The organism is Hydrophilobacter chitinilyticus (assembly GCF_049860745.1).
GTDB lineage: Bacteria > Pseudomonadota > Gammaproteobacteria > Burkholderiales > Burkholderiaceae_C > Rhodoferax_B.
This window is the reverse complement of record NZ_CP187561.1, coordinates 5183702-5204644: the sequence shown is the minus strand read 5'-3', so window position 1 is coordinate 5204644 and position 20943 is coordinate 5183702. Positions and strand designations below refer to the sequence as shown.

Below are 20943 nucleotides of genomic sequence, written 5' to 3'. Positions count from 1 at the left end.
CGGTTTTGATCTCTTTGGGGTCGTTATTCAGACGCCAGTCGGCCCCTCTCGTCGGGATCGACATCAGTTCATCCAGCTTGAAGCTGGTGGAATTGGATTATGACGGGGCGGGTAATTTACTGCTGAAACGTTGCGCTCTGGAGCCCTTGGAGCGCGGTTGGATCAGCGATGGCAACATCGAAAAGTTTGACGAAGTGGCTGACGCGCTCAAACGTCTCGTCAAAAAGAGTGGCACGCGCACCAAAAATGTGGCGCTGGCGTTGCCGCCTTCAGCTGTGATCACCAAAAAAATCATTCTGCCTGCTGGTTTGTCCGATCTGGAGTTGGAAGTGCAGGTGGAGTCTGAGGCTAACCAATACATTCCGTTCTCGTTGGATGAGGTGAGTCTGGACTTCTGCGTCATTGGCCCCAGTGCCAATTCGGCGGGCGATGTCGAGGTGCTGATTGCAGCCTCGCGCAAAGAAAAGGTCCAGGACCGTCAGGGCCTGGCCGAGGCGGCTGGGCTGAACCCCGTCATTCTGGATATTGAGTCATACGCATCGCGTTTGGCGACTTCGCGGCTGATTGAACGCTTGCCAAACAAGGGCGCCGGCGCGCTGGTCGCTTTGTTTGAATTGGGCTCCCTGACCACCAGCATGCAGGTGATCCGCGACGACGAAGTCTTGTACGACCGTGATCAGGCGTTTGGCGGCTCGCAATTGACTCAGTTGATCGTGCGCCAGTACGGCTTTTCGATGGACGAGGCCGAAACCAAGAAGCGCAATGGCGAATTGCCAGAAGACTACGAAACCACCGTGCTGCGCCCGTTTGTGGAGAGCATGGCGCAAGAAATCGGCCGGGCACTGCAGTTCTTCTTCACCAGCACACCGCATAACAAGGTTGACTACGTGATGTTGGCTGGTGGCTCTGCCCCCTTGCCGGGCTTGGCAGAGGCCGTGATGGCGCAATCGTCGTTTCCGTGTAGTTTGGTGAATCCGTTTGAAGGCATGGAGCTTGGCGGTGATGTGCGGCTGAAGAAAATGGTGCGCGAGGCACCGGCCTATCTCACGTCCTGCGGGTTGGCCATGCGGAGGTTCTTGCAGTGATTCTGATTAACCTGCTGCCGCACCGCGAGGCAGCGCGCAAGCGCCGGCGTGACAATTTCAACGCCTCTTTGGGCTTGTCGGCGGTGCTCGGTGCTTTGATCATCGGGGTGGGCTACCTCTGGTATGACGCGCGCATCAGCGAGCAAAACGCGCGTAATGCGTTCTTGACCAGTGAAATTGCCGTGTTGGATGGTCAGATCAAGGAAATTGCGACGCTCGAAGCCGAGATCAAAGCCTTGACGGAGCGGCAAAAGGCGGTTGAAGACTTGCAGGCTGACCGCAACTTGCCAGTGCACCTGCTCAATGAATTGGTGGCGCAGTTGCCTGATGGTGTGTACCTCACGAGCCTCAAACAAGAAAATCAAAACATCTCGATCCAAGGACAAGCCCAGTCCAACGAGCGTGTGTCGGAGCTGTTGCGCAATTTGGCCAACAACACGCCATGGCTATCGCGCCCTGACTTGGTGGAAATCGTGGCGGACAACGTGGCATTGACGCCGCGTGACCAGCGCCGTGTGGCGCGTTTCAATTTGCGTGTGCGCCTGATGCGTACCAGTGAAGTGCAACAGGTGGCGGCGGCCGCTTCCGCTGCAGCAGCTTCAGCGTCCAAGCCCTAGCCCGCCCTACGCATCATGGCCAAGAAACCCAAAACCAAGATCGATTTTGCGCAGCTGCAGGAAAGTGCGGCGCGCCAATTCCGGGGCTTGAATCCATCCGACCCGTCTGTGTGGCCGGTACTTCCTCGTACGTTGCTGTTGCTGGCGGTGGCCCTGTTTGTGGTGGCCGCACTGTGGTACCTGTGGCTCAGCGGGTTTGAGGATGAGCTGCAAGTCGCGCAGCAGAAGGAAACCGAATTGCGCGGTGTCTATACCCAGCGCATGACCAAAGCGGTCAATCTGGAAGCCCTGAAGAAGCAGCGTGAACAGGTGCAGCAATATGTGACGCAGCTGGAGAAGCAACTCCCCAGCAAGGCCGAAATGGCGGCATTGCTGTCGGACGTGAATCAAGCCGGCCTGGGCCGGAGCTTGCAGTTTGATCTGTTCCGCCCGGGTCAAGTGGTGGTCAAAGAGTATTACGCAGAGCTGCCGATCGCGGTACGCGTCACGGGGCGGTACCACGACATTGGCTCGTTTGCTTCTGATGTCGCGAACCTGTCGCGTATCGTGACCCTGAACAATATGACGTTGACACCGGCAAAAGACGGTAGTCTGTCTATGGACGTGACCGCTCGAACCTTCCGCTATCTTGATAAAGACGAAATAGCGGCGCAGCAAAAAGCGCCAGGGGCCAAGAAATGATGCGGTGGCCAACTTGGGTTGTGGTGGCGAGTGCTTCGCTGGTGTTAGCGGGTTGCGGCAATGCGGGCGAGGAAGAGTTGCGTCAATGGATGGCGGAGCAGCGTGCGCAAGTTAAACCTCGCATAGAGCCATTGGTTGAGCCGAAGAAGTTTGTGCCGCAGGCCTACACTGGCGAAGCAGCTCTTGATCCTTTCAGCACCCAGCGTTTGACACAGGCGCTGCGTCGAGACTCCGCGCAGTCAACGTCGAATACTGCACTGATCGCACCAGAAATGGCGCGTCGTAAAGAGGCGCTGGAGGCGTTTCCGTTGGACAGCATGACCATGGTGGGAAGCCTGCGTCGTGCGGGTGAACCTGTGGCATTGGTGAGGGTAGATAACTTGCTGTACCAGGTGCGTGTGGGCAACCACTTAGGCCTGAACTATGGGCGGGTCCTGAAGATTGACGAATCCGAGGTGACCTTGAGAGAGATCGTGCAGGACCCCACGGGCGACTGGATTGAGCGTCCGGCAAGTTTGGTGCTACAAGAGAGAGCGAAATGAACAATCAACATCGAACGGCATGGCGTGCCCGAGACAAGGCCTTGGCTGTGTGTCTCCTGGCCTTTGCGTCCGTGTCAGCATACGCACAGAGTGTCATTGAATCGGTCACTGGATCGGTTCAGGGCGGCACAGAAGTCATCCGTATTGAACTTACCCAGCCGTTGGCTGCGCTGCCATCAGGTGTGGCGATACAGTCCCCAGCGCGCATTGCGCTGGATTTTCCAGGTGTGTCCAATGGTATTGGCCGGTCTGCCGTCGAAATCAACCAAGGCAATCTGCGGTCGGTGAATGTGGTGCAGGTGGGCGAGCGCTCGCGTGTCGTGTTGAACCTGAAACAGGCCACTTCTTACAAGGCTGAAATCCAAGGCAAGGCCTTGCTGGTGGTGCTTGACCCCGTCGCCGCACCCGCGCAGACCGCAGTGACAGCTCCCACTTTTGCCGAAGGCGTGCACACCGACGCCATGCCCATCAAGGACGTGGATTTCCGTCGAGGTTCGGACGCTGCGGGCCGCGTGATTGTGGCCTTGGCCAACAACCAAGTGGGTGTGGATGTACGTCGGCAAGGTACCTCTTTGATCGTGGATTTCCTCAACAGCACCTTGCCCCAAGGGCTGCGCCGCCGGCTTGACGTGACCGATTTCGGTACCCCGGTGCAATCGGTGACCACTACACAGGTGGGCGACCGGGTGCGCATGCAGATCGAGCCCAAAGGCGACTGGGAGCACAGCGCCTACCAAAGCGACGGCCAGTTTGTGGTCGAGGTTCGACAACTGAAGGCCGATCCTGGAAAGCTGACGCAGGGCCCTGGCTTCAACGGTGAAAAGTTGTCGCTCAATTTCCAAAGCATTGAGGTGCGTTCGCTGTTGCAGGTGATTGCCGATTTCACCAACTTCAACGTGGTGACCTCTGACTCGGTCACGGGCTCGTTGACTTTGCGCCTGAAGGACGTGCCGTGGGATCAGGCTCTGCAGATCATCATGGATGCCAAAGGCTTGGGCATGAAGAAAAGTGGTTCCGTCTTGTGGATTGCGCCTAAGGACGAACTTGATGCCCGCGCCAAGAAAGACCTGGAATCGCAAGCCTCGCTGGAGAGCCTGGAGCCGTTGCAAACGCAAGCTTTCCAAATGAACTACGCACGCGCTACTGATATTGCGGCACAGATCACGAATGCAGGCACCACCAGTTCGGGTACCAGCAGCAGTCGATTCCTCAGCGCCCGCGGTACGGCCATTCCGGAGCCGCGCACCAACCAATTGTTTGTGACCGACGTGGCCAGCAAACTGGCTGCCGTGCAAGAACTGGTGAAACGTTTGGACGTGGCTGTGCGCCAAGTGCTGATTGAGGCGCGTATTGTTGAGGCTTCCGACACCTTTGGCAAGTCACTGGGTGTGAAGCTGGGTTCTGCTGATTTGCGTGCGCAAAACGGTGGCGATGGTGGCTATCAACTCTCTGGCAACAACCGCGTTGCCTTTGGCACCAATTACAGCAACGTGGTTGCCTCCAGTGGTGCAGGCGGCACCGTTGATACCACCAGCAACTTCGTGAACCTGCCCGCAACGTCATCGACCGCCGACGTCGCCTCGTTTGCTGTGTCGATCTTCAATGCCACTGCCAACCGATTCCTGAACCTGGAGATTTCTGCGTTGGAATCGGATGGCAAAGGCAAACTGGTGTCGAGCCCGCGCATTGTGACGGCCGACCAGACCAAGGCATTGATCGAACAGGGTACCGAGTACCCTTACCAAGTCGCAACTTCCAGCGGCGCCACATCGATTGCTTTCCGTAAGGCCAACCTGAAACTGGAAGTGACTCCGCAGATCACGCCCGAGGGCAACATCATTCTTGATCTGGACATCAACAAAGACAGCCGCGGTGAAACGACGACAGCGGGTATCGCCATCAACACCAAGCACATCAAGACCCAGGTGCTGGTGGAAAATGGCGGCACCGTAGTGATCGGCGGTATCTTCACGTTGGACGAACAAGAGACTGAAAACAAGGTCCCGCTGCTAGGAGACATTCCGTACGCTGGCGTTCTCTTTAGAAATAAATCGCGTAGCACCAACAAGCAAGAGATGTTGGTGTTTATTACCCCGAAAATGATTGTCGAGCGCGCGCAAGTGCGCTGACCTGAAATTCAAGGAAACAAAAAATAATGCGTTATCTGAAATACCTGTTGGGTGGGATGTTGACTGCGGCCTTGGTGGCTTGCGGTGGAGGAGGGGGGAATCCTGGAACGCCTAGCAGTGGAGGTGGAGGCAGTTCTGGATCTACGAATACAACTTCTTCTGTAAGTGATTTTTATGTCTCTACTGACAAGAGCACTATTAACAATAGTGGCTCTGATTCAGCGAAGTTGACGGTCACAGCAGTGAATGCCAGCAACAATATTGTTGCGGGTGCCACAGTATCCGTTTCCGTAGACAACAACACAGTATTTGTGCCTGCATCAGGTGCGGAGACAAACGCATCCGGAATTTACACCGGTACCATTTCCATTGGGGCCGATAAAACCGATCGAGATGTCAGCGTGTCTGTAACGATCAACGGTAAGAATAAAAAAATTAGTTTGCGAATTGCAGGGAGCAAAATTGCTCTGCAAGTGGCGCCTTCGGCGCCTACACCCGGGCAGTCCGTTACTTTGACGGCAACTTTGCTGGATTACTCGAATACTCCAATTGTTGGAAGCGTTATCACGTTTGGTGGCTCTATTCCGAGCATCCAAGGCCAAACTGCAACGACCTCTGCAAGCGGTGTCGCGACCAAGGCGTTTGCTGCGCCCTCAACGGCGGGTGTTTACACAATCACGGCCTCAGGAAGCGGTATATCCGCTGCAGATTATCAACTGCAAGTTTTCAGTTCAGCTGGAAGCGTGCCTGCCGCTGTAATTCCAGCTGGTGCGGTGCCGTCGTTGTCTGCATTGCCCAATGTGTTGTCGGTGAATGCGTCGGGCTTTACGACCAATAAATCAACACTCAAGTTTTTGTTTCTTGATTCTTCGAATAGTCCAGTTTCGAACGTCCGAGTACGATTTGACGATTTGACGACAGGCTCTCCAAAGGTCGGTGCTTCCTTGAGCACTGGTACTCAAACTACTTACACAGATGTTTCTGGTAGTACTACTTCTCAGTACATTGCTGGTCAAAATAGCAGCCCTACCAACGGAGTGACTGTCAGAGCTTGTTATTCCTCAGTGGATTTCACCTCTACAACCGACTGCCCAGCTTCGGTGATTGCTACGCTGACTGTGGCGGGACAGGCGCTCTCTGTCTCGATTGGGCACGACAATCTGATGGAAAAAGGTAATGGCACATATATCAAGACGTTCTCTGTGTCTGTTGCCGATTCAGCCGGTCGTGCGGTCTCTGGGGCATCCGTAGATATTTCAGTTGATTTGACACATTTTGGTAAAGGTTCGTACGTTCCCGTGTCAGCGACGGACACGCTCCCAGTGCCTCCCGTGTCTTTGACTGCTGCATACCCTTCGATCTCGGTGAATCCAAATACTCTGACGCCAAAGCGTGTTTGGTGTCCAAATGAAGATACCAATCGAAATGGCAGTGCTGAGCCAGGAGAAAATATTGACAACAGTGTGGACGTTAATGGTCAAGCGACGTTGCAGCCGCGTAAGAGCGATTTGTTGATTCGCTACGCTGACCCTGCAGTGACTACAACTGATGCTAGCGGCCAATTGTTGATTAAGATTGAATATGCTCAGCAGTTTGCGACTTGGTTGGCATACCGTGTTCGCGTCAGTACGAGCGTGGCGGGCTCGCAAGGCATGGATGAAAAGTCATTTGTGACAGGTTATATTGAGGGCGACCAAACTAATGGTTCCTTCCTTAATCCAGCCTATGGTTATAACGCGTGCAATGTAGCGAACTGAAATTGGTTATGAATTGCTGTGCTGATTAGTCTAGTAGGCCTCCCCGGCTCCGGTAAATCCACAGTCGGGCGGCAATTAGCGCGGCGGTTGCAACTCTCCTTCATCGATTCAGACCACGAAATCGAGCAGCGCATTGGCTGCTCGATCCGTGAGTACTTCGAGCGTGAGGGGGAGGCGCGTTTTCGCGATATCGAACAAGAGGTCATCGACACCCTGAGCCATGGCAGCTCTTGCGTGTTGGCCACTGGGGGTGGCGCTGTCTTGCGTCCGGCCAACCGGCACGCGCTGCACAGCCGCTGCCTGGTGGTCTACCTCAAATCAACCCCTGAAGAGTTGTTTCGCCGTTTGCGGCATGACGTGAGCCGGCCGCTGTTGCAGGTGGAAGATCCGCTGCGTCGGCTGCGTGACTTGTTCACCTTACGCGATCCGCTGTACCAAGAGACAGCGCACGTCACTATCGAGCCGGTGCGCAGTTCGGTGCCCTCGGTGGTGCGCAGCATCATCACGGCCTTGGGGTTGCCTGAACCGGAACCATCAACACCGCCCGCGTCGAGTGGGGTGCCGCCGGTGTCACCGGATGCGCAAGGTAACGGCTGATCTCAAGGTGGCGGTGTACCGCTTACGCGCCGTACACTTGGCGAACCCGTTTTTTCGCCTCCCCACACCGCAGGCTGCCTGACATGACCACTGCCAACGTCCCCACCGCACAGGTTTCCATTGATCTGGGTGAACGCAGCTATCCCATCTTGATTGGCTCTGGCCTCTTGGACAACCCAGCCACTTGGGCGCAACTGCCCAAAGCGGCCGCTGCGCTCATCGTCACTAACAACACGGTTCAGCCTTTGTACGCAGTAAAGCTTGAAAAGGCTTTGCGCGTGCATTACGCGGCTGTGCACACGGTGGTACTGCCGGACGGCGAAGCGCACAAAGATTGGACCACGCTGAATCTGATTTTTGACGCGTTGCTGGAGAAGGGCTGCGACCGCAAGACCGTGTTGTTTGCGCTGGGCGGTGGTGTGGTGGGTGACATGACCGGGTTTGCCGCTGCCAGCTACATGCGCGGCGTGCCGTTTGTGCAGGTGCCCACCACTTTATTGGCGCAGGTGGATTCTTCAGTCGGCGGCAAAACCGCAATCAACCATCCGCTCGGCAAAAACATGATTGGCGCCTTCTACCAGCCGCACCAGGTGGTGTGTGATCTGGATACTTTGAAGACGCTGCCGCGCCGTGAACTCAGCGCCGGGCTGGCGGAGATCATCAAATACGGCCCCATCGCCGACATGGCATTCCTTGACTGGATTGAGCACAACCTGGACGCCATGCTGGCGGGCGATGCGGCGGCGCTGGCTTATGCCGTGAAGCGCAGCTGCGAAATCAAGGCCTGGGTGGTGGGGCAAGACGAACGCGAAGGCGGCTTGCGTGCCATTTTGAATTTTGGCCACACCTTCGGCCACGCGGTGGAGTCAGGCATGGGTTATGGCGCCTGGTTGCACGGTGAAGGCGTGGGTTGCGGTATGGTCATGGCGGCCACACTGTCGCAGCGCCTCGGTTTGATCGACGGCAAGCTGGTTGCGCGTTTGATGCGCTTGATCCACCACGCAGGTCTGCCTGTGCAGGGGCCGTTGTTGAACGATACCGACAACGCAGGACGTTACCTGGAGTTGATGCGTGTCGACAAAAAGGCCGAAGCAGGCGAGATTCGTTTTGTGGTGATCGACGGTCCAGGCAAAGCTGCCATGCGTAGCGCCCCCGATGCACTGGTACGCGAAGTGATTGACGCCTGTTGTGTGCCGGTTTAGTGCTTCTTAAATGAGAGCTTCTTTCGCTTGCTACATCAGCCTGGAAGGCTAATTTTATAAATGCTTGCCCCCTACGCCTGTGATCCCGCGCAGTCCAGAGGGCGGCGCCACCCCGAATCGGCCGCGCCTACGCGCACCGAGTACCAGCGTGACCGCGACCGCATCGTGCACTCCACGGCGTTTCGGCGGCTGGTCTACAAAACGCAGGTGTTTCTCAACCACGAGGGCGACTTGTTTCGCACGCGCCTCACGCATTCGCTGGAAGTGGCGCAACTGGGCCGTTCCATCGCCCGCTCGCTGCATTTAAATGAAGATTTGGTCGAGGCGATTGCGCTGGCCCATGACCTGGGGCACACCCCTTTTGGCCACGCAGGGCAAGACGCCCTCAACGCCTGCATGCGTAGCCACGGTGGCTTTGAGCACAACCTGCAAAGCTTGCGCACAGTGGACAGCTTGGAAGAGCGCTACCCCGCTTATGACGGCCTGAACCTCACGTTCGAAACCCGCGAAGGCATCCTCAAACACTGCTCGCGGCTGAATGCCGTGGCACTGGAGGCCGCTGCCGATGCGGCTGGCCCTAATCCGTTGGGCGATGTCGGGCGCCGGTTTTTGAATCAAACGCAGCCCAGCTTGGAAGCGCAGTTGTGCAACCTGGCCGATGAGATTGCCTACAACGCACATGACATCGACGACGGTGTGCGCTCCGGCCTCATCACCCTGGCGCAGTTGGAAGAGGTGGAGTTGTTTGACTACTACCGCCGACAAACACTGGCTGAGTTTCCCGCGCTAAGCGGTCGGCGTGTGCTGTTTGAGGGTATTCGCCGCATGTTGAGTGCTCAGGTGTACGACGTGATCGCCGCGACCCAAGCCGCGCTGCAAGTAGCGCAACCGGGCAGCGTCAACGAGGCGCGCCGCTGTGCGCCGCTGTTGTGCTTCAGCCCCGAAATGCGCGAACAAGCTGTGCCCCTGAAGCAATTCCTGATGCGCAACCTCTACCGCCATCCGCAAGTGATGCAGGTGACCAGCCAAGCCAAACAAGTGGTGGAAGAGTTGTTCGCCCTGTTCATGGGCGACAGCAGCATCATGGGACGTGGCTATACCGAGCGTGCCGCTACTGCGCAGGGTGACCCGGATGCGGTGGCGCGGGTGGTGGCCGACTACATCGCCGGCATGACCGACCGCTTTGCGCTGGCCGAACATGAACGCCTGACCGGTCGCCGCCTCATCTCCTAGATCGACCTGGGCTGAGGCCCTGCGGGCACCAGCCCCAGCCATGGCCGGTAAAATCGCGCCCTTTGCCGGAACACTTTATGCCCGCCGCTCCCGATCCTGTCGACTCTGCCGACGACACCTTCGTGGTGCAGCGCATGCAGAACTGGCTGACGCGCGCCGTCATTGGGCTCAACCTGTGCCCGTTTGCCAAGGCGGTGCACGTCAAAGAGCAGATCCACTACGCTGTGTGCCGTGCCAGTGGACAAGACGCTGAAGAGGTTCTGCTCGAAGCATTAGCCAACGAGCTGCGTGATCTGGTGGCGCAGGATGCCAACGTGCGCGACACCACGCTGCTGATCGCGCCCGACATGCTGGGCAACTTTCTCGACTTCAACGACTTTCTGGGCCGCGCCGACGATCTGCTGGCGCGCTTGGACCTGGAAGGCGAGATCCAGATCGCCAGCTTCCACCCGCTGTACCAGTTTGGCGGCACAGACGCCGACGATATCGCCAACTACACCAACCGCGCGCCATACCCCACGTTGCACCTGCTGCGCGAAGACAGTATCGACCGTGCGGTCGATGCCTACCCCGAGTCCGAAGCCATTTACGAGCGCAACATGGAAACGCTGGAGCAACTCGGCCAGGCCGGCTGGGATGCGTTAGACCTTGGCGCGGAGCCCACCACAAAACCTTCATTGGCCAAGCCATGAGCAAACAAAAAAAATCAAACCCAGCGCCGATGACGGATGCCTCGGCGATCGCACCGGAAATTGCGCCCGGCCAGTCGATTGAGCTGCTCAAGGCGCTGCATATCCTCACGCGCGACGGCAAGCTCAACCAAGACTCGCGGCGCAAGCTCAAGCAGGTCTACCACCTGTTCAATTTCATCGAGAAGCTGCTGAAAGAACTGCCGCCGTCGCTGGAAGAGAAGGGCATCACGCTGGCTGACCACGGCGCCGGCAAGTCCTATCTCGGCTTCATCATTTACGACCTGTTTTTCAAGGCGCTGAACCAAGGCTGGATCTACGGCATTGAAACCCGTGCAGAGCTGGTGCAAAAGTCGCAAGAACTCGCCGCCACGCTGGGCTTTGACCGCATGGCGTTTTTGAACGTGAGCGTGGCCGAGTCCACCCACTCGCAGCAACTGCCCGAGCAGATCGACGTGGTCACCGCCTTGCACGCTTGCGACACCGCCACCGACGACGCCATCGCCTTCGGCCTGGCGAAACGCGCCCGCGCCATGGTGCTGGTGCCGTGTTGCCAAGCCGAAGTGGCGGCCTGCCTGCGGCAAAACAAGGCGCTGCAGTTGTCGCGCACGCCGCTGGCCGAACTCTGGCGCCACCCCATCCACACGCGCGAAATCGGCAGCCAGATCACCAATGTGTTGCGCTGCCTGTACCTTGAAGCCTCAGGCTACCAAGTGACCGTGACCGAGCTGGTGGGCTGGGAACACAGCATGAAGAACGAGCTCATTGTGGCCAAATACACCGGCCAGAAAAAGCGCAGCGCGGCCGAGCGCTTGACCAGCCTGATGACCGAGTTTGGCATCGGCGATTTGCAGGCTACCCGCTTCCCCTTGCCTGTCGCAACCGCCTAAGCCTCGCGCACAATCAGCGGCGCGGCGACCAGTAGCCACCGCTCATGCGCCAGCCGCCTCGGCCATCGGGGGCCCATTGGTGTGGCGTCCATTGGTAACCGGCGCGGTGCGCTTCCCAGTGGCCCGGGTGCCACACATGGCGGCCGCCTTGCCATAGCCAAACGCCTGAAATCCAGAAATAACCGGGTGCCGGTGCCACGCCTGCCACTTCAACTTGTGGCGGTGGAGGGGCGACGTTGGCGTAAACCACTTCGCCGCCACCGCCTTGGTAAGCCACTGGCTGACCTAAAGGCGCGACCACGCAGCCCGACAAAGCAGCGGCTGCAGCAAGACCGGCGAGCAATGGTGTGAGTGAGCGGGTGAGCGAACGGGGGGCGGAAGGGGTGAGGGCGCGAACACGCATGACATTCTCCAAAGACGCAGGCGGCGCCTGCTTCCCGCTCTAACTGCTGGTGGCGCGCAGCCGCCTACATCGCGTTGGTAATGCCAGGTAAGGTTTCGTAAAGCAGAGAATCTCCCTCAGCAAAAATCAGGGACAGATTCGGTCCTATGATGACGCCGCGCACCTGCACCCTAGCCCTTACACCGCAATATGGCCCGCCTTCCCCGTCTCACCATTCCTGGCTTGCCGCACTATCTGGTGCAGCGTGGCAACAACCGCCAGGCGATTTTTGCCACGTCGGAAGACTACGTTTTTCTGCTGGCTCTACTCGAAGAAAACAGCAACCGGTGCGACGTGGCCGTGCACGCCTACGCACTGCTGGAAGACCAATTCCAGATGCTGCTCACGCCGGGCTCGGTAGAAGGGCTTTCGGCCTTTATGCAGGCGGTAGGGCGACGCTACGTGCGCTACTTCAACGACCGGCATGGCCGCAGCGGCACCTTGTGGGAAGGGCGCTACCGGTCCACGGTGCTGCAGCCCGAGCGATTTTTGCTGCCCGCCATGGTGGCCATGGAGCAAGAGCCGATTCGCGCCGGCCTTACACAAGAAGTCCGCGCCTACCCCTGGTCAAGCCACGGCCATTGGATCGGCCAGCGCGTCGACCGTTGGCTCAGCCCGCACGCAGTGTACTGGGCGCTGGGCAACACGCCTTTTGCACGCGAAGCGGCGTATGCCGATTTGGTGCGTGCCGGCATCTCCAGTAGTGAACACCAGCATTTGATGAGTGCCGTGCTCCATGGTTGGGCATTGGGCGACGCTGAATTCGTTGCAGATTTGCAAACGCAAACCGAGCGGCGTTTGCACAAAGTGTCTGCAGGGCGACCTGCTACGGTCAAAAAACAAGATTGAAATAGGCGATAGACGCTTATTCAGATTACGCAAAGTGCTCTTTAATTTAATGTGTCCCTAATTAAATGTGAATTAAATTAGTCAACATTTAATTAGTATCTGACCCTAATTTTTCTTCTTGGCATTCTTGTTGCAGTGCACTATGCTAGCCATCCCTGCGATATACCAATAGGAGAGCGCCATGACGACGGCTGCCGAGATCCAACATCTCAAAGACCACGGTTTGTACTCATCCAGCAACGAGCATGACGCTTGTGGTCTGGGTTTCGTAGCCCATATCAAGGGCGAGAAACGTCATGACATCGTGACGCAGGCGCTCAAGATCCTGGAAAACATCGACCACCGTGGCGCGGTGGGAGCCGACAAGCTCATGGGCGACGGCGCTGGCATCTTGATCCAGATTCCCGACGCGTTGTACCGCGAAGAAATGGGCAAGCTCGGCGTCACGCTGCCCGCCGCAGGCGAATACGGCGTGGGCATGATCTTCTTGCCCAAGGAGCACGCTTCCCGCCTGGCTTGCGAACAAGAGATGGAACGCGCCATCAAGGCCGAAGGCCAGGTGTTGCTGGGCTGGCGCGACGTGCCAGTGGACCGCGACATGCCCATGTCGCCCAACGTGCGCAAGACCGAGCCGGTGCTGCGCCAGGTGTTCATTGGCCGCGGCGACGACGTGATCGTGCAAGACGCGCTGGAGCGCAAGCTGTACGTCATCCGCAAGACGGCTAGCGCCAACATCCAGAACCTCAAGCTCAAGCACAGCAAAGAGTATTACGTGCCGAGCATGTCCAGCCGCACGGTGATCTACAAGGGTCTGCTGCTGGCCGACCAGGTGGGCGCCTACTACCTCGACCTGCAAGACCCGCGCTGCGTCTCGGCCATCGGCCTGGTGCACCAACGTTTCTCCACCAACACCTTCCCAGAGTGGCCACTGGCGCACCCATACCGCTACGTGGCACACAACGGTGAAATCAACACCGTCAAGGGTAACTACAACTGGATGAAGGCGCGCGAAGGCGTGATGGCTTCGCCCGTGCTGGCGGCCGACCTGCAAAAGCTCTACCCCATCAGCTTCGCCAACCAGTCCGATACGGCCACGTTCGACAACTGCCTGGAACTGCTGACGATGGCGGGCTACCCCATCAGCCAGGCCGTGATGATGATGATCCCCGAGCCGTGGGAACAACACACGCAAATGGACGAGCGTCGCCGCGCGTTCTACGAATACCACGCCGCCATGATGGAACCATGGGACGGCCCAGCCTCCATCGTCTTCACCGATGGCCGCCAGATTGGCGCCACGCTGGACCGCAACGGCCTGCGCCCTTCGCGTTACTGCGTGACCGATGACGACCTGGTCATCATGGCCTCTGAATCCGGCGTGCTGCCCGTGCCCGAGAGCAACATCGTGCGCAAGTGGCGCCTGCAGCCCGGCAAGATGTTCCTGATCGACCTGGAACAAGGCCGCATGATCGACGACGAAGAGCTGAAAGCCAACGTCGTCAACACCAAGCCCTACAAGCAGTGGATCGACAACCTGCGCATCAAGCTCGACGACGTGGTCGGTGGCGGTGAACCCGCCAGCGCCACCGAGGGCGAGGTGAGCTTGCTCGACCGCCAACAAGTCTTCGGCTACACGCAAGAAGACCTGAAGTTCCTGCTCTCGCCTATGGCGCAAGCCGGCGAAGAAGGCATTGGCTCCATGGGCAACGACAGCCCCCTGGCCGTGCTCAGCGACAAGAACAAGCCGTTGTACAACTACTTCCGCCAAATGTTCGCGCAGGTGACGAACCCGCCGATCGACCCGATCCGCGAAGCCATCGTGATGTCGCTGGTGTCGTTCGTCGGCCCCAAGCCCAACCTGCTGGACATCAACCAGGTCAACCCACCGATGCGCCTGGAAGTGTCGCAACCGATTCTCGACTTTGCCGACATGGCCAAGCTGCGCGACATCGAAAAGCACACCCACGGCAAGTTCAAGAGCTACACGCTGGACATCACCTACCCAGAAGCCTGGGGCCGTGAAGGCGTGGAAGCCAAGCTGGCCTCGCTGTGCGCCGAAGCGGTGGACGCGATCAAGGGTGGCAAGAACATCCTGATCATCAGCGACCGCGCCGTGAGCGCCACACAAGTGGCGATTCCGGCACTGCTGGCCTCCAGCGCCATCCACCAACACCTGGTGGTCAAGGGCCTGCGCACCAGCACCGGTCTGGTGGTGGAAACCGGCACCGCACGTGAAGTGCACCACTTCGCCGTGTTGGCGGGCTACGGCGCAGAAGCCGTGCACCCCTACCTCGCCATGGAAACCCTGGCCGACCTGCACAAGGACTTGCCAGGCGACCTGTCGCCAGAAAAAGCCATCTACAACTACGTCAAGGCGATTGGCAAGGGCTTGTCGAAGATCATGTCCAAGATGGGCGTGAGCACCTACATGAGCTACTGCGGCGCGCAGTTGTTCGAGATCATCGGTCTCGACACCGACACCGTGAACAAGTACTTCACCGGCACGGCCTCCAAGGTCGAAGGTATCGGCGTGTTCAAGATCGCCGAAGAAGCGCTGCGCATGCACAAGGCTGCGTTTGGTGACGACCCGGTGCTGGCCAACATGCTCGACGCTGGCGGTGAATACGCCTGGCGTGTGCGCGGCGAAGAACACATGTGGACGCCTGACGCGATCGCCAAGCTGCAACACAGCACGCGCGCCAACAACTGGAGCACGTACAAAGAGTACGCGCAACTGATCAACGACCAAAGCCGCCGCCACATGACGCTGCGCGGCCTGTTCGAGTTCAAGATCGACCCGGCCAAGGCCATCTCGGTCGACGAAGTCGAGTCCGCCAAAGAAATCGTCAAACGCTTTGCTACTGGCGCCATGTCCATGGGCTCGATCTCCACCGAAGCGCACACCACGCTGGCCGTGGCCATGAACCGCATCGGCGGCAAGAGCAACACCGGCGAAGGCGGTGAAGACGCGAACCGCTACCGCCAGGAGTTCAAGGGCATCACCATCAAACAGGGCCAGACCCTGGGCGACATCATCGGCAAAGACGTGGTCGAGTCCGACTACCCGCTCAACGAAGGCGACTCGCTGCGTTCGCGCATCAAGCAGGTGGCATCGGGCCGCTTTGGTGTGACGGCCGAGTACCTGTCCAGCGCTGATCAGATCCAGATCAAGATGGCACAAGGTGCCAAGCCTGGTGAAGGCGGCCAGCTGCCCGGTGGCAAGGTGACCGAATACATCGGCAAGCTGCGCCACTCGGTGCCAGGTGTGGGCTTGATCTCGCCCCCACCGCACCACGACATCTACTCGATTGAAGATTTGGCGCAGTTGATCCACGACTTGAAGAACGTGGCACCACACGCCAGCATCAGCACCAAGCTGGTGTCGGAAGTGGGCGTGGGCACCATCGCCGCAGGCGTCACCAAGTGCAAGAGCGACCACATCGTGATCGCCGGGCACGACGGTGGTACCGGTGCATCGCCATGGTCGTCCATCAAACACGCGGGCGGCCCCTGGGAAATCGGTCTGGCCGAAACCCAGCAAACGCTGGTGCTGAACCGCCTGCGCAGCCGCGTGCGGGTGCAGGCCGACGGCCAGATGAAGACCGGCCGCGACGTCGCCATTGGCGCGTTGCTCGGTGCGGATGAATTCGGCTTCGCCACCGCACCGCTGGTGGTTGAAGGCTGCATCATGATGCGCAAGTGCCACCTGAATACCTGCCCGGTGGGTGTGGCCACGCAAGACCCGGTGCTGCGCAAGAAATTCCAAGGCAAGCCCGAGCACGTGGTGAACTTCTTCTTCTTCATCGCCGAAGAAGTGCGCCAGATCATGGCCCAACTGGGCATCCGCAAGTTCGACGACATGATCGGCCGCGCGGACCTGCTGGACATGCGTAAAGGCATCGCCCACTGGAAGGCCAGCGGCCTGGACTTCAACCGCTTGTTCGCGTTGTCCAATGCGCCTGCCGATGTGCCGCGTTACCACGTGGAAAACCAAGACCACGGCCTCGACAAGTCGCTCGACAACGTGTTGATCGAGCGCTCGCGCCCGGCCATCGACCGTGGCGAAAAAGTGCAGTTCATGGAACGTGCGCGCAACGTCAACCGTTCGCTGGGCGCCATGCTCTCGGGCGCATTGACCAAGGTGCACCCAGACGGCTTGCCAGACGACACCATCCGCATCCAGCTGGAAGGCACGGGCGGTCAATCGTTCGGTGCGTTCTTGGCCAAGGGCATCACGTTGTACCTGATTGGCGACGCCAACGACTACACCGGCAAGGGTTTGTCGGGCGGCCGTATCGTCGTGCGCCCCAGCATCGACTTCCGTGGCATTTCCACGCAGAACACCATCGTCGGCAATACCGTCATGTATGGCGCGACCAGCGGTGAATCGTTCTTCAGCGGCGTGGCCGGTGAACGCTTCGCGGTGCGTCTGTCGGGCGCCACCACGGTGGTGGAAGGCACGGGCGACCACGGTTGTGAATACATGACTGGCGGCACCGCCGTCATCCTGGGCAAAACCGGCCGCAACTTTGCGGCGGGCATGAGCGGTGGTGTGGCTTACGTGTACGACGAAGACGGCCAGTTCAGCAAGCGCTGCAACCCCGCCATGGTCACGCTCGACAAGGTGCTCACGGCAGCCGAGCAAAAGGCCACCGGCGTGCAACCCATCCACTGGCACATGGGAGAGACCGACGAAGCCCAACTGCGCAAGCTGCTGGGCGACCACAACCGCTGGACCGGCAGCCGCCGCGCCCGCGAACTGCTCGACAACTGGACTGAGGCGCGCCTGAAGTTCGTGAAGGTGTTCCCGAACGAATACAAGCGCGCACTGAGCGAACGCAAAGAGCCAAAAGCCGCTGCAGCGCCCGTTGTAGCTGCGAAGCCAGCTAGCAAAAAAGAAGCGGTCGCAGCGAAGTAAGCGCTAAGAAAACGTCGCCCTCACGATAGAACTAGACAGGATAGAAACATGGGAAAAGTCACTGGCTTCATGGAGTACGAGCGCATCGAAGAAGGCTATAAGCCGGTTGCCGAGCGCCTGAAGCATTACAAAGAGTTCGTGGTTGGTCTGGATGCATCGCAGGCCAAGGTGCAAGGTGCGCGCTGCATGGACTGCGGCACGCCGTTCTGCAACAACGGCTGCCCAGTCAACAACATCATTCCGGACTTCAACGACCTGGTGTACCGCGGTCAGAAGGATGACTGGAAGAATGCGATTGCCGTGCTGCACAGCACCAACAACTTCCCCGAGTTCACCGGCCGCATCTGCCCCGCACCTTGCGAAGCCGCTTGCACGCTGAACGTGAACGACGACGCCGTGGGCATCAAGTCCATCGAGCACGCCATCATCGACCGCGCCTGGGAAGAGGGCTGGGTGACCGCCCGCCCGGCCAAGCACAAAACCGGCAAGAAGGTCGCCGTGGTGGGCGCAGGCCCCGCTGGCATGGCCGCGGCACAACAGTTGGCACGTGCGGGTCACGACGTCACGCTGTTTGAAAAGAACGACCGCGTGGGCGGCCTGCTGCGCTACGGCATTCCAGACTTCAAGATGGAAAAGAGCCACATCGACCGCCGTGTCGAACAGCTCGTGGCTGAAGGCGTGACCATCCGCACCGGCGTGGTGGTGGGCGCGGCCAAAGACCCATTGGGCAAGGGCTCCAAGGTCACCAACTGGGCCAAGGAAACCGTCACCCCCGAGCAACTGCAAAAAGAGTTCGACGCTATTTTGCTGACCGGCGGCGCCGAGCAATCGCGCGACCTGCCCGTGCCCGGCCGCGACCTCGACGGCATCCATTTCGCGATGGAATTCCTGCCGCAGCAAAACAAGGTCAACGCTGGCGACAAGCTCAAAGGCCAACTGCGCGCTGAAGGCAAAAACGTCATCGTGATCGGCGGCGGCGACACCGGCTCTGATTGCGTGGGCACCAGCAACCGCCACGGCGCCGTGAGCGTGACCCAATTCGAGGTGATGCCCCGTCCGCCCGAAGAAGAAAACCGCCCCATGACCTGGCCCTACTGGCCGATCAAGCTGCGCACCAGCTCCAGCCACGACGAAGGCTGCGAACGCGAGTTCGCCATCTCGACCAAAGAGTTCATCGGCGAAAAAGGCAAGGTCACCGGCCTGAAGACCGTGCGCGTCGAATTCAAGGACGGCAAGCTGGTCGAAATCCCCGGTACCGAAGTGACCATGAAGGCCGACCTGGTGCTGCTGGCCATGGGCTTTGTGAGCCCCGTGGCGGCGGTGCTGGAGGCCTTCGGCATCGACAAAGACGCCCGTGGCAACGCCAAGGCCACGACCGACTTCACCGGCGGCTACACCACCAACGTGCCCAAGGTGTTTGCCGCTGGCGACATTCGCCGCGGCCAGTCTCTGGTGGTCTGGGCCATCCGCGAAGGCCGCCAAGGTGCGCGTGCGGTGGATGAGTTCTTGATGGGGTACTCGGACCTGCCGCGCTGATCGCGAGTGGCGTCAACTAAAAGAAAAGCGCCGTGTGGCAACACACGGCGCTTTTTTTATGAGACTTGATCGTTGTGCAATCGGTTAACGAACGAGGCCGATCTGGATCTTGCCGGTCGCCGTACCGTTACGTGCGCCGACGACGGCCGCGAGTGTGCCGTTCAGTGCCGTGAAGTAGCTGGCGCCACCAACGGCGAAGCCCTTCAGGTTCGCAAACGAGGCGCTGGAACTGGTCAGGCCGACGCTGGCATACGTGTAGCTTGTACCGTCTGCGCGCGTCATCGTGGTGTCGTAGGTCGACGCGGTGTAGAGCATCGTGCCCCAGCTTCCGGTGGTGTCGCCACCGATGGCGCTCAGGTTTGGCCAGGTTGCGGACTCAGCGAAGCCGATGCGGAAGCTGGCATTGTCTGAAGCGGTGAGACCTTGGCCGGCCGAGAGATAGACGTTTTGGCCTGCGACTTTCACGATTGAGAAGTAGCCCCAATCGTTCGCGGGATCCGCCACGTTCGCACTCTTCCATAGGTCGGGTGTTGGCCCGGGCGACACGGTGTAGTCGACTGGCGTGGTGGAGCAGGCAGCGATGGACGTGATACCGACGTCGTTACAAATTTGCAGCAGCGTGCCACCGTTCGAGATTCGGATTTGTCGAATGTTCGAGTCGCCGGCAGTGGTTCCCTGCATGCCGTTAATGCCCAGGCGGGTATAGGCACCGTCGAGCGACGCTTGCGTCGTCACGGGCGCACGCGAAGCCACGAAAGGCTGGACGGCGTAGCTGGTCAAGACCTTAGGCTGGTAAAACGGGAAGGCGCCGACGACGGTATCTGTGGTGGTGCGGAAGCGGCTGTTGGCGGCTGTCGTTGCCACGCGCGTGTTCTTGAAGACGTAGGCTGTGCTGTCGGTTGGATCAACGGTGAGCACATCGCTGACGGACACGTTGTTGTCGTCCGTCATGGTGTAGGCCATGTTGTTGAAGTCCAGCGTGAGGGCCTGGCGTGAACCGTTCGTCGCGAAGACCTTGTAGCTGCCGTTGCGAGCATCGCCAGCGGCGACGTCGAAGACCAAATCCCGGGTGCGTGAAGCATCGGCAGATGCATTCAAAGTGAGCGTAGCAGCGGTAGCGCTCAGGTTGGCGACTTGGGCGGTCCAGCTTGTGCTGGTTGCAGTGGGCGTGCGTGGGGCTGTTGTACTGGCCGGTGCGGCGGTCGTGGTCCAGGTCACCGTCAGATTCGAGGTGACGGCGACGCTGTCGCCAGGCTTGACCGTGTAGCGTCCGTTGTTGGCCTGTACATCATTGCCGTTGACTTTGACCGCCACGCTCAACGCCGTTTCACTGCCGCCGCCGCTGCCGCCACCGCCGCAGGCGGTCAGCATGGCTGAGACGGCCAACATGGCTCCACTAGCAAAATACCGAAGTCCCATCCTATTGTTCCTTTTGATTTGAGAAACCGAGACAGCAGGCGTGCTTGTGCTCGGCGCGTGCAGTTTATCGTTTTGATACATATGTATCTCGTATGTATCTATTTCGTTTCTAAAAAGAAACAAAGACGGCCCAGCGCGATCGAACGAGCAGGCGCGCCCCAGTTTGGGTAGCGAACGCCGCTCAAAGTGCGGGCTTAGGAAGGTCTTGCATGCTTTTGGTGTGCGGGGGAGTGCCTTGCTCCATGAGTGGCCCGATTTGCCGTGCGGCCGCACTGGCACATGGTTTGCTTGTTTTTGTTCAGCGCAGCGTTTGAGCTTCTTCGGTTGGCGTGCCGGAATTCTTGGGTCACTCTGGGA

Annotated in this window: 16 protein-coding genes; 14 read left to right on the top strand and 2 right to left on the bottom strand. The window is 59.1% G+C overall.

The window, feature by feature from the left end; genetic code table 11:
* Nucleotides 1-5: 5 nt before the first annotated feature.
* From ACPWMG_RS23300 to ACPWMG_RS23250, 11 genes are all read left to right on the top strand, one after another.
* Complete coding sequence (locus tag ACPWMG_RS23300; protein WP_483301876.1) at nt 6-1085, top strand: pilus assembly protein PilM; 1080 nt, start codon at nt 6-8, stop codon at nt 1083-1085.
* Nucleotides 1082-1702 (top strand): PilN domain-containing protein, encoded by a 621-nt coding sequence (locus tag ACPWMG_RS23295; RefSeq protein WP_483301875.1) that lies wholly within the window; start codon nt 1082-1084, stop codon nt 1700-1702. The genes ACPWMG_RS23300 and ACPWMG_RS23295 overlap by 4 nt, the downstream gene beginning before the upstream one ends.
* Before the next feature lie 15 nt (nt 1703-1717).
* A complete protein-coding gene (locus ACPWMG_RS23290) occupies nt 1718-2383 on the top strand; it encodes a type IV pilus inner membrane component PilO (protein WP_483301874.1) in 666 nt (221 codons plus the stop codon).
* Complete coding sequence (locus ACPWMG_RS23285; protein WP_483301873.1) at nt 2380-2925, top strand: pilus assembly protein PilP; 546 nt, start codon at nt 2380-2382, stop codon at nt 2923-2925. The genes ACPWMG_RS23290 and ACPWMG_RS23285 overlap by 4 nt, the downstream gene beginning before the upstream one ends.
* Nucleotides 2922-5054 carry a type IV pilus secretin PilQ gene (locus ACPWMG_RS23280; RefSeq protein ID WP_483301872.1) on the top strand — a complete coding sequence of 711 codons (2133 nt, stop codon included), beginning with the start codon at nt 2922-2924 and terminating at the stop codon, nt 5052-5054. The genes ACPWMG_RS23285 and ACPWMG_RS23280 overlap by 4 nt, the downstream gene beginning before the upstream one ends.
* A gap of 26 nt (nt 5055-5080) precedes the next feature.
* Nucleotides 5081-6811, top strand: coding sequence for an Ig-like domain-containing protein (locus ACPWMG_RS23275; protein ID WP_483301871.1), 1731 nt, complete (start codon nt 5081-5083; stop codon nt 6809-6811).
* An 18-nt stretch (nt 6812-6829) separates the two neighbouring features.
* On the top strand, nt 6830-7408 hold the full coding sequence (locus ACPWMG_RS23270) for a shikimate kinase (RefSeq protein WP_483301870.1): 579 nt from the start codon (nt 6830-6832) through the stop codon (nt 7406-7408).
* Nucleotides 7409-7491: 83 nt separating this feature from the next.
* Nucleotides 7492-8610 (top strand): 3-dehydroquinate synthase, encoded by a 1119-nt coding sequence (aroB, locus tag ACPWMG_RS23265; RefSeq protein WP_483301869.1) that lies wholly within the window; start codon nt 7492-7494, stop codon nt 8608-8610.
* 60 nt (nt 8611-8670) lie between these two features.
* Nucleotides 8671-9843, top strand: a complete 1173-nt coding sequence (locus ACPWMG_RS23260; protein WP_483301868.1) for a deoxyguanosinetriphosphate triphosphohydrolase — start codon at nt 8671-8673, stop codon at nt 9841-9843.
* A 77-nt stretch (nt 9844-9920) separates the two neighbouring features.
* Nucleotides 9921-10535: a DUF1415 domain-containing protein gene (locus ACPWMG_RS23255; protein ID WP_483301867.1), complete on the top strand. Its 615-nt coding sequence runs from the start codon at nt 9921-9923 to the stop codon at nt 10533-10535.
* 29 nt (nt 10536-10564) lie between these two features.
* Nucleotides 10565-11422: a class I SAM-dependent methyltransferase gene (locus tag ACPWMG_RS23250; protein ID WP_483305319.1), complete on the top strand. Its 858-nt coding sequence runs from the start codon at nt 10565-10567 to the stop codon at nt 11420-11422.
* Nucleotides 11423-11435: 13 nt separating this feature from the next.
* Here ACPWMG_RS23250 and ACPWMG_RS23245 read toward each other — a convergent pair whose 3' ends face one another.
* The gene (locus ACPWMG_RS23245) at nt 11436-11825 is read right to left on the bottom strand and encodes a hypothetical protein (protein WP_483301866.1); all 390 of its coding nucleotides are present in this window, start codon (nt 11823-11825) and stop codon (nt 11436-11438) included.
* 189 nt (nt 11826-12014) lie between these two features.
* Here ACPWMG_RS23245 and ACPWMG_RS23240 point away from each other — a divergent pair, with 189 nt between their 5' ends.
* From ACPWMG_RS23240 to ACPWMG_RS23230, 3 genes are all read left to right on the top strand, one after another.
* A complete protein-coding gene (locus ACPWMG_RS23240; protein ID WP_483301865.1) occupies nt 12015-12713 on the top strand; it encodes a transposase in 699 nt (232 codons plus the stop codon).
* A gap of 181 nt (nt 12714-12894) precedes the next feature.
* Nucleotides 12895-17631 carry a glutamate synthase-related protein gene (locus ACPWMG_RS23235; protein WP_483301864.1) on the top strand — a complete coding sequence of 1579 codons (4737 nt, stop codon included), beginning with the start codon at nt 12895-12897 and terminating at the stop codon, nt 17629-17631.
* A gap of 48 nt (nt 17632-17679) precedes the next feature.
* On the top strand, nt 17680-19167 hold the full coding sequence (locus tag ACPWMG_RS23230; protein WP_483301863.1) for a glutamate synthase subunit beta: 1488 nt from the start codon (nt 17680-17682) through the stop codon (nt 19165-19167).
* Nucleotides 19168-19251: 84 nt separating this feature from the next.
* Here ACPWMG_RS23230 and ACPWMG_RS23225 read toward each other — a convergent pair whose 3' ends face one another.
* Nucleotides 19252-20556: a hypothetical protein gene (locus ACPWMG_RS23225; RefSeq protein WP_483301862.1), complete on the bottom strand. Its 1305-nt coding sequence runs from the start codon at nt 20554-20556 to the stop codon at nt 19252-19254.
* Nucleotides 20557-20943: the final 387 nt, after the last annotated feature.

Bases quoted from the DNA above. Each gene is read 5' to 3' on its own strand.
- ACPWMG_RS23225 (WP_483301862.1), bottom strand. From the start codon at position 20,556: ATGTTGGCCGTCTCAGCCATGCTGACCGCCTGCGGCGGTGGCGGCAGC.
- ACPWMG_RS23275 (WP_483301871.1), top strand. From the start codon at position 5,081: ATGCGTTATCTGAAATACCTGTTGGGTGGGATGTTGACTGCGGCCTTG.
- ACPWMG_RS23285 (WP_483301873.1), top strand. From the start codon at position 2,380: ATGATGCGGTGGCCAACTTGGGTTGTGGTGGCGAGTGCTTCGCTGGTG.
- ACPWMG_RS23290 (WP_483301874.1), top strand. From the start codon at position 1,718: ATGGCCAAGAAACCCAAAACCAAGATCGATTTTGCGCAGCTGCAGGAA.
- ACPWMG_RS23235 (WP_483301864.1), top strand. From the start codon at position 12,895: ATGACGACGGCTGCCGAGATCCAACATCTCAAAGACCACGGTTTGTAC.
- ACPWMG_RS23230 (WP_483301863.1), top strand. From the start codon at position 17,680: ATGGGAAAAGTCACTGGCTTCATGGAGTACGAGCGCATCGAAGAAGGC.
- ACPWMG_RS23280 (WP_483301872.1), top strand. From the start codon at position 2,922: ATGAACAATCAACATCGAACGGCATGGCGTGCCCGAGACAAGGCCTTG.
- ACPWMG_RS23255 (WP_483301867.1), top strand. From the start codon at position 9,921: ATGCCCGCCGCTCCCGATCCTGTCGACTCTGCCGACGACACCTTCGTG.
- ACPWMG_RS23245 (WP_483301866.1), bottom strand. From the start codon at position 11,825: ATGCGTGTTCGCGCCCTCACCCCTTCCGCCCCCCGTTCGCTCACCCGC.
- ACPWMG_RS23260 (WP_483301868.1), top strand. From the start codon at position 8,671: ATGCTTGCCCCCTACGCCTGTGATCCCGCGCAGTCCAGAGGGCGGCGC.
- ACPWMG_RS23240 (WP_483301865.1), top strand. From the start codon at position 12,015: ATGGCCCGCCTTCCCCGTCTCACCATTCCTGGCTTGCCGCACTATCTG.
- aroB (WP_483301869.1), top strand. From the start codon at position 7,492: ATGACCACTGCCAACGTCCCCACCGCACAGGTTTCCATTGATCTGGGT.
- ACPWMG_RS23250 (WP_483305319.1), top strand. From the start codon at position 10,565: ATGACGGATGCCTCGGCGATCGCACCGGAAATTGCGCCCGGCCAGTCG.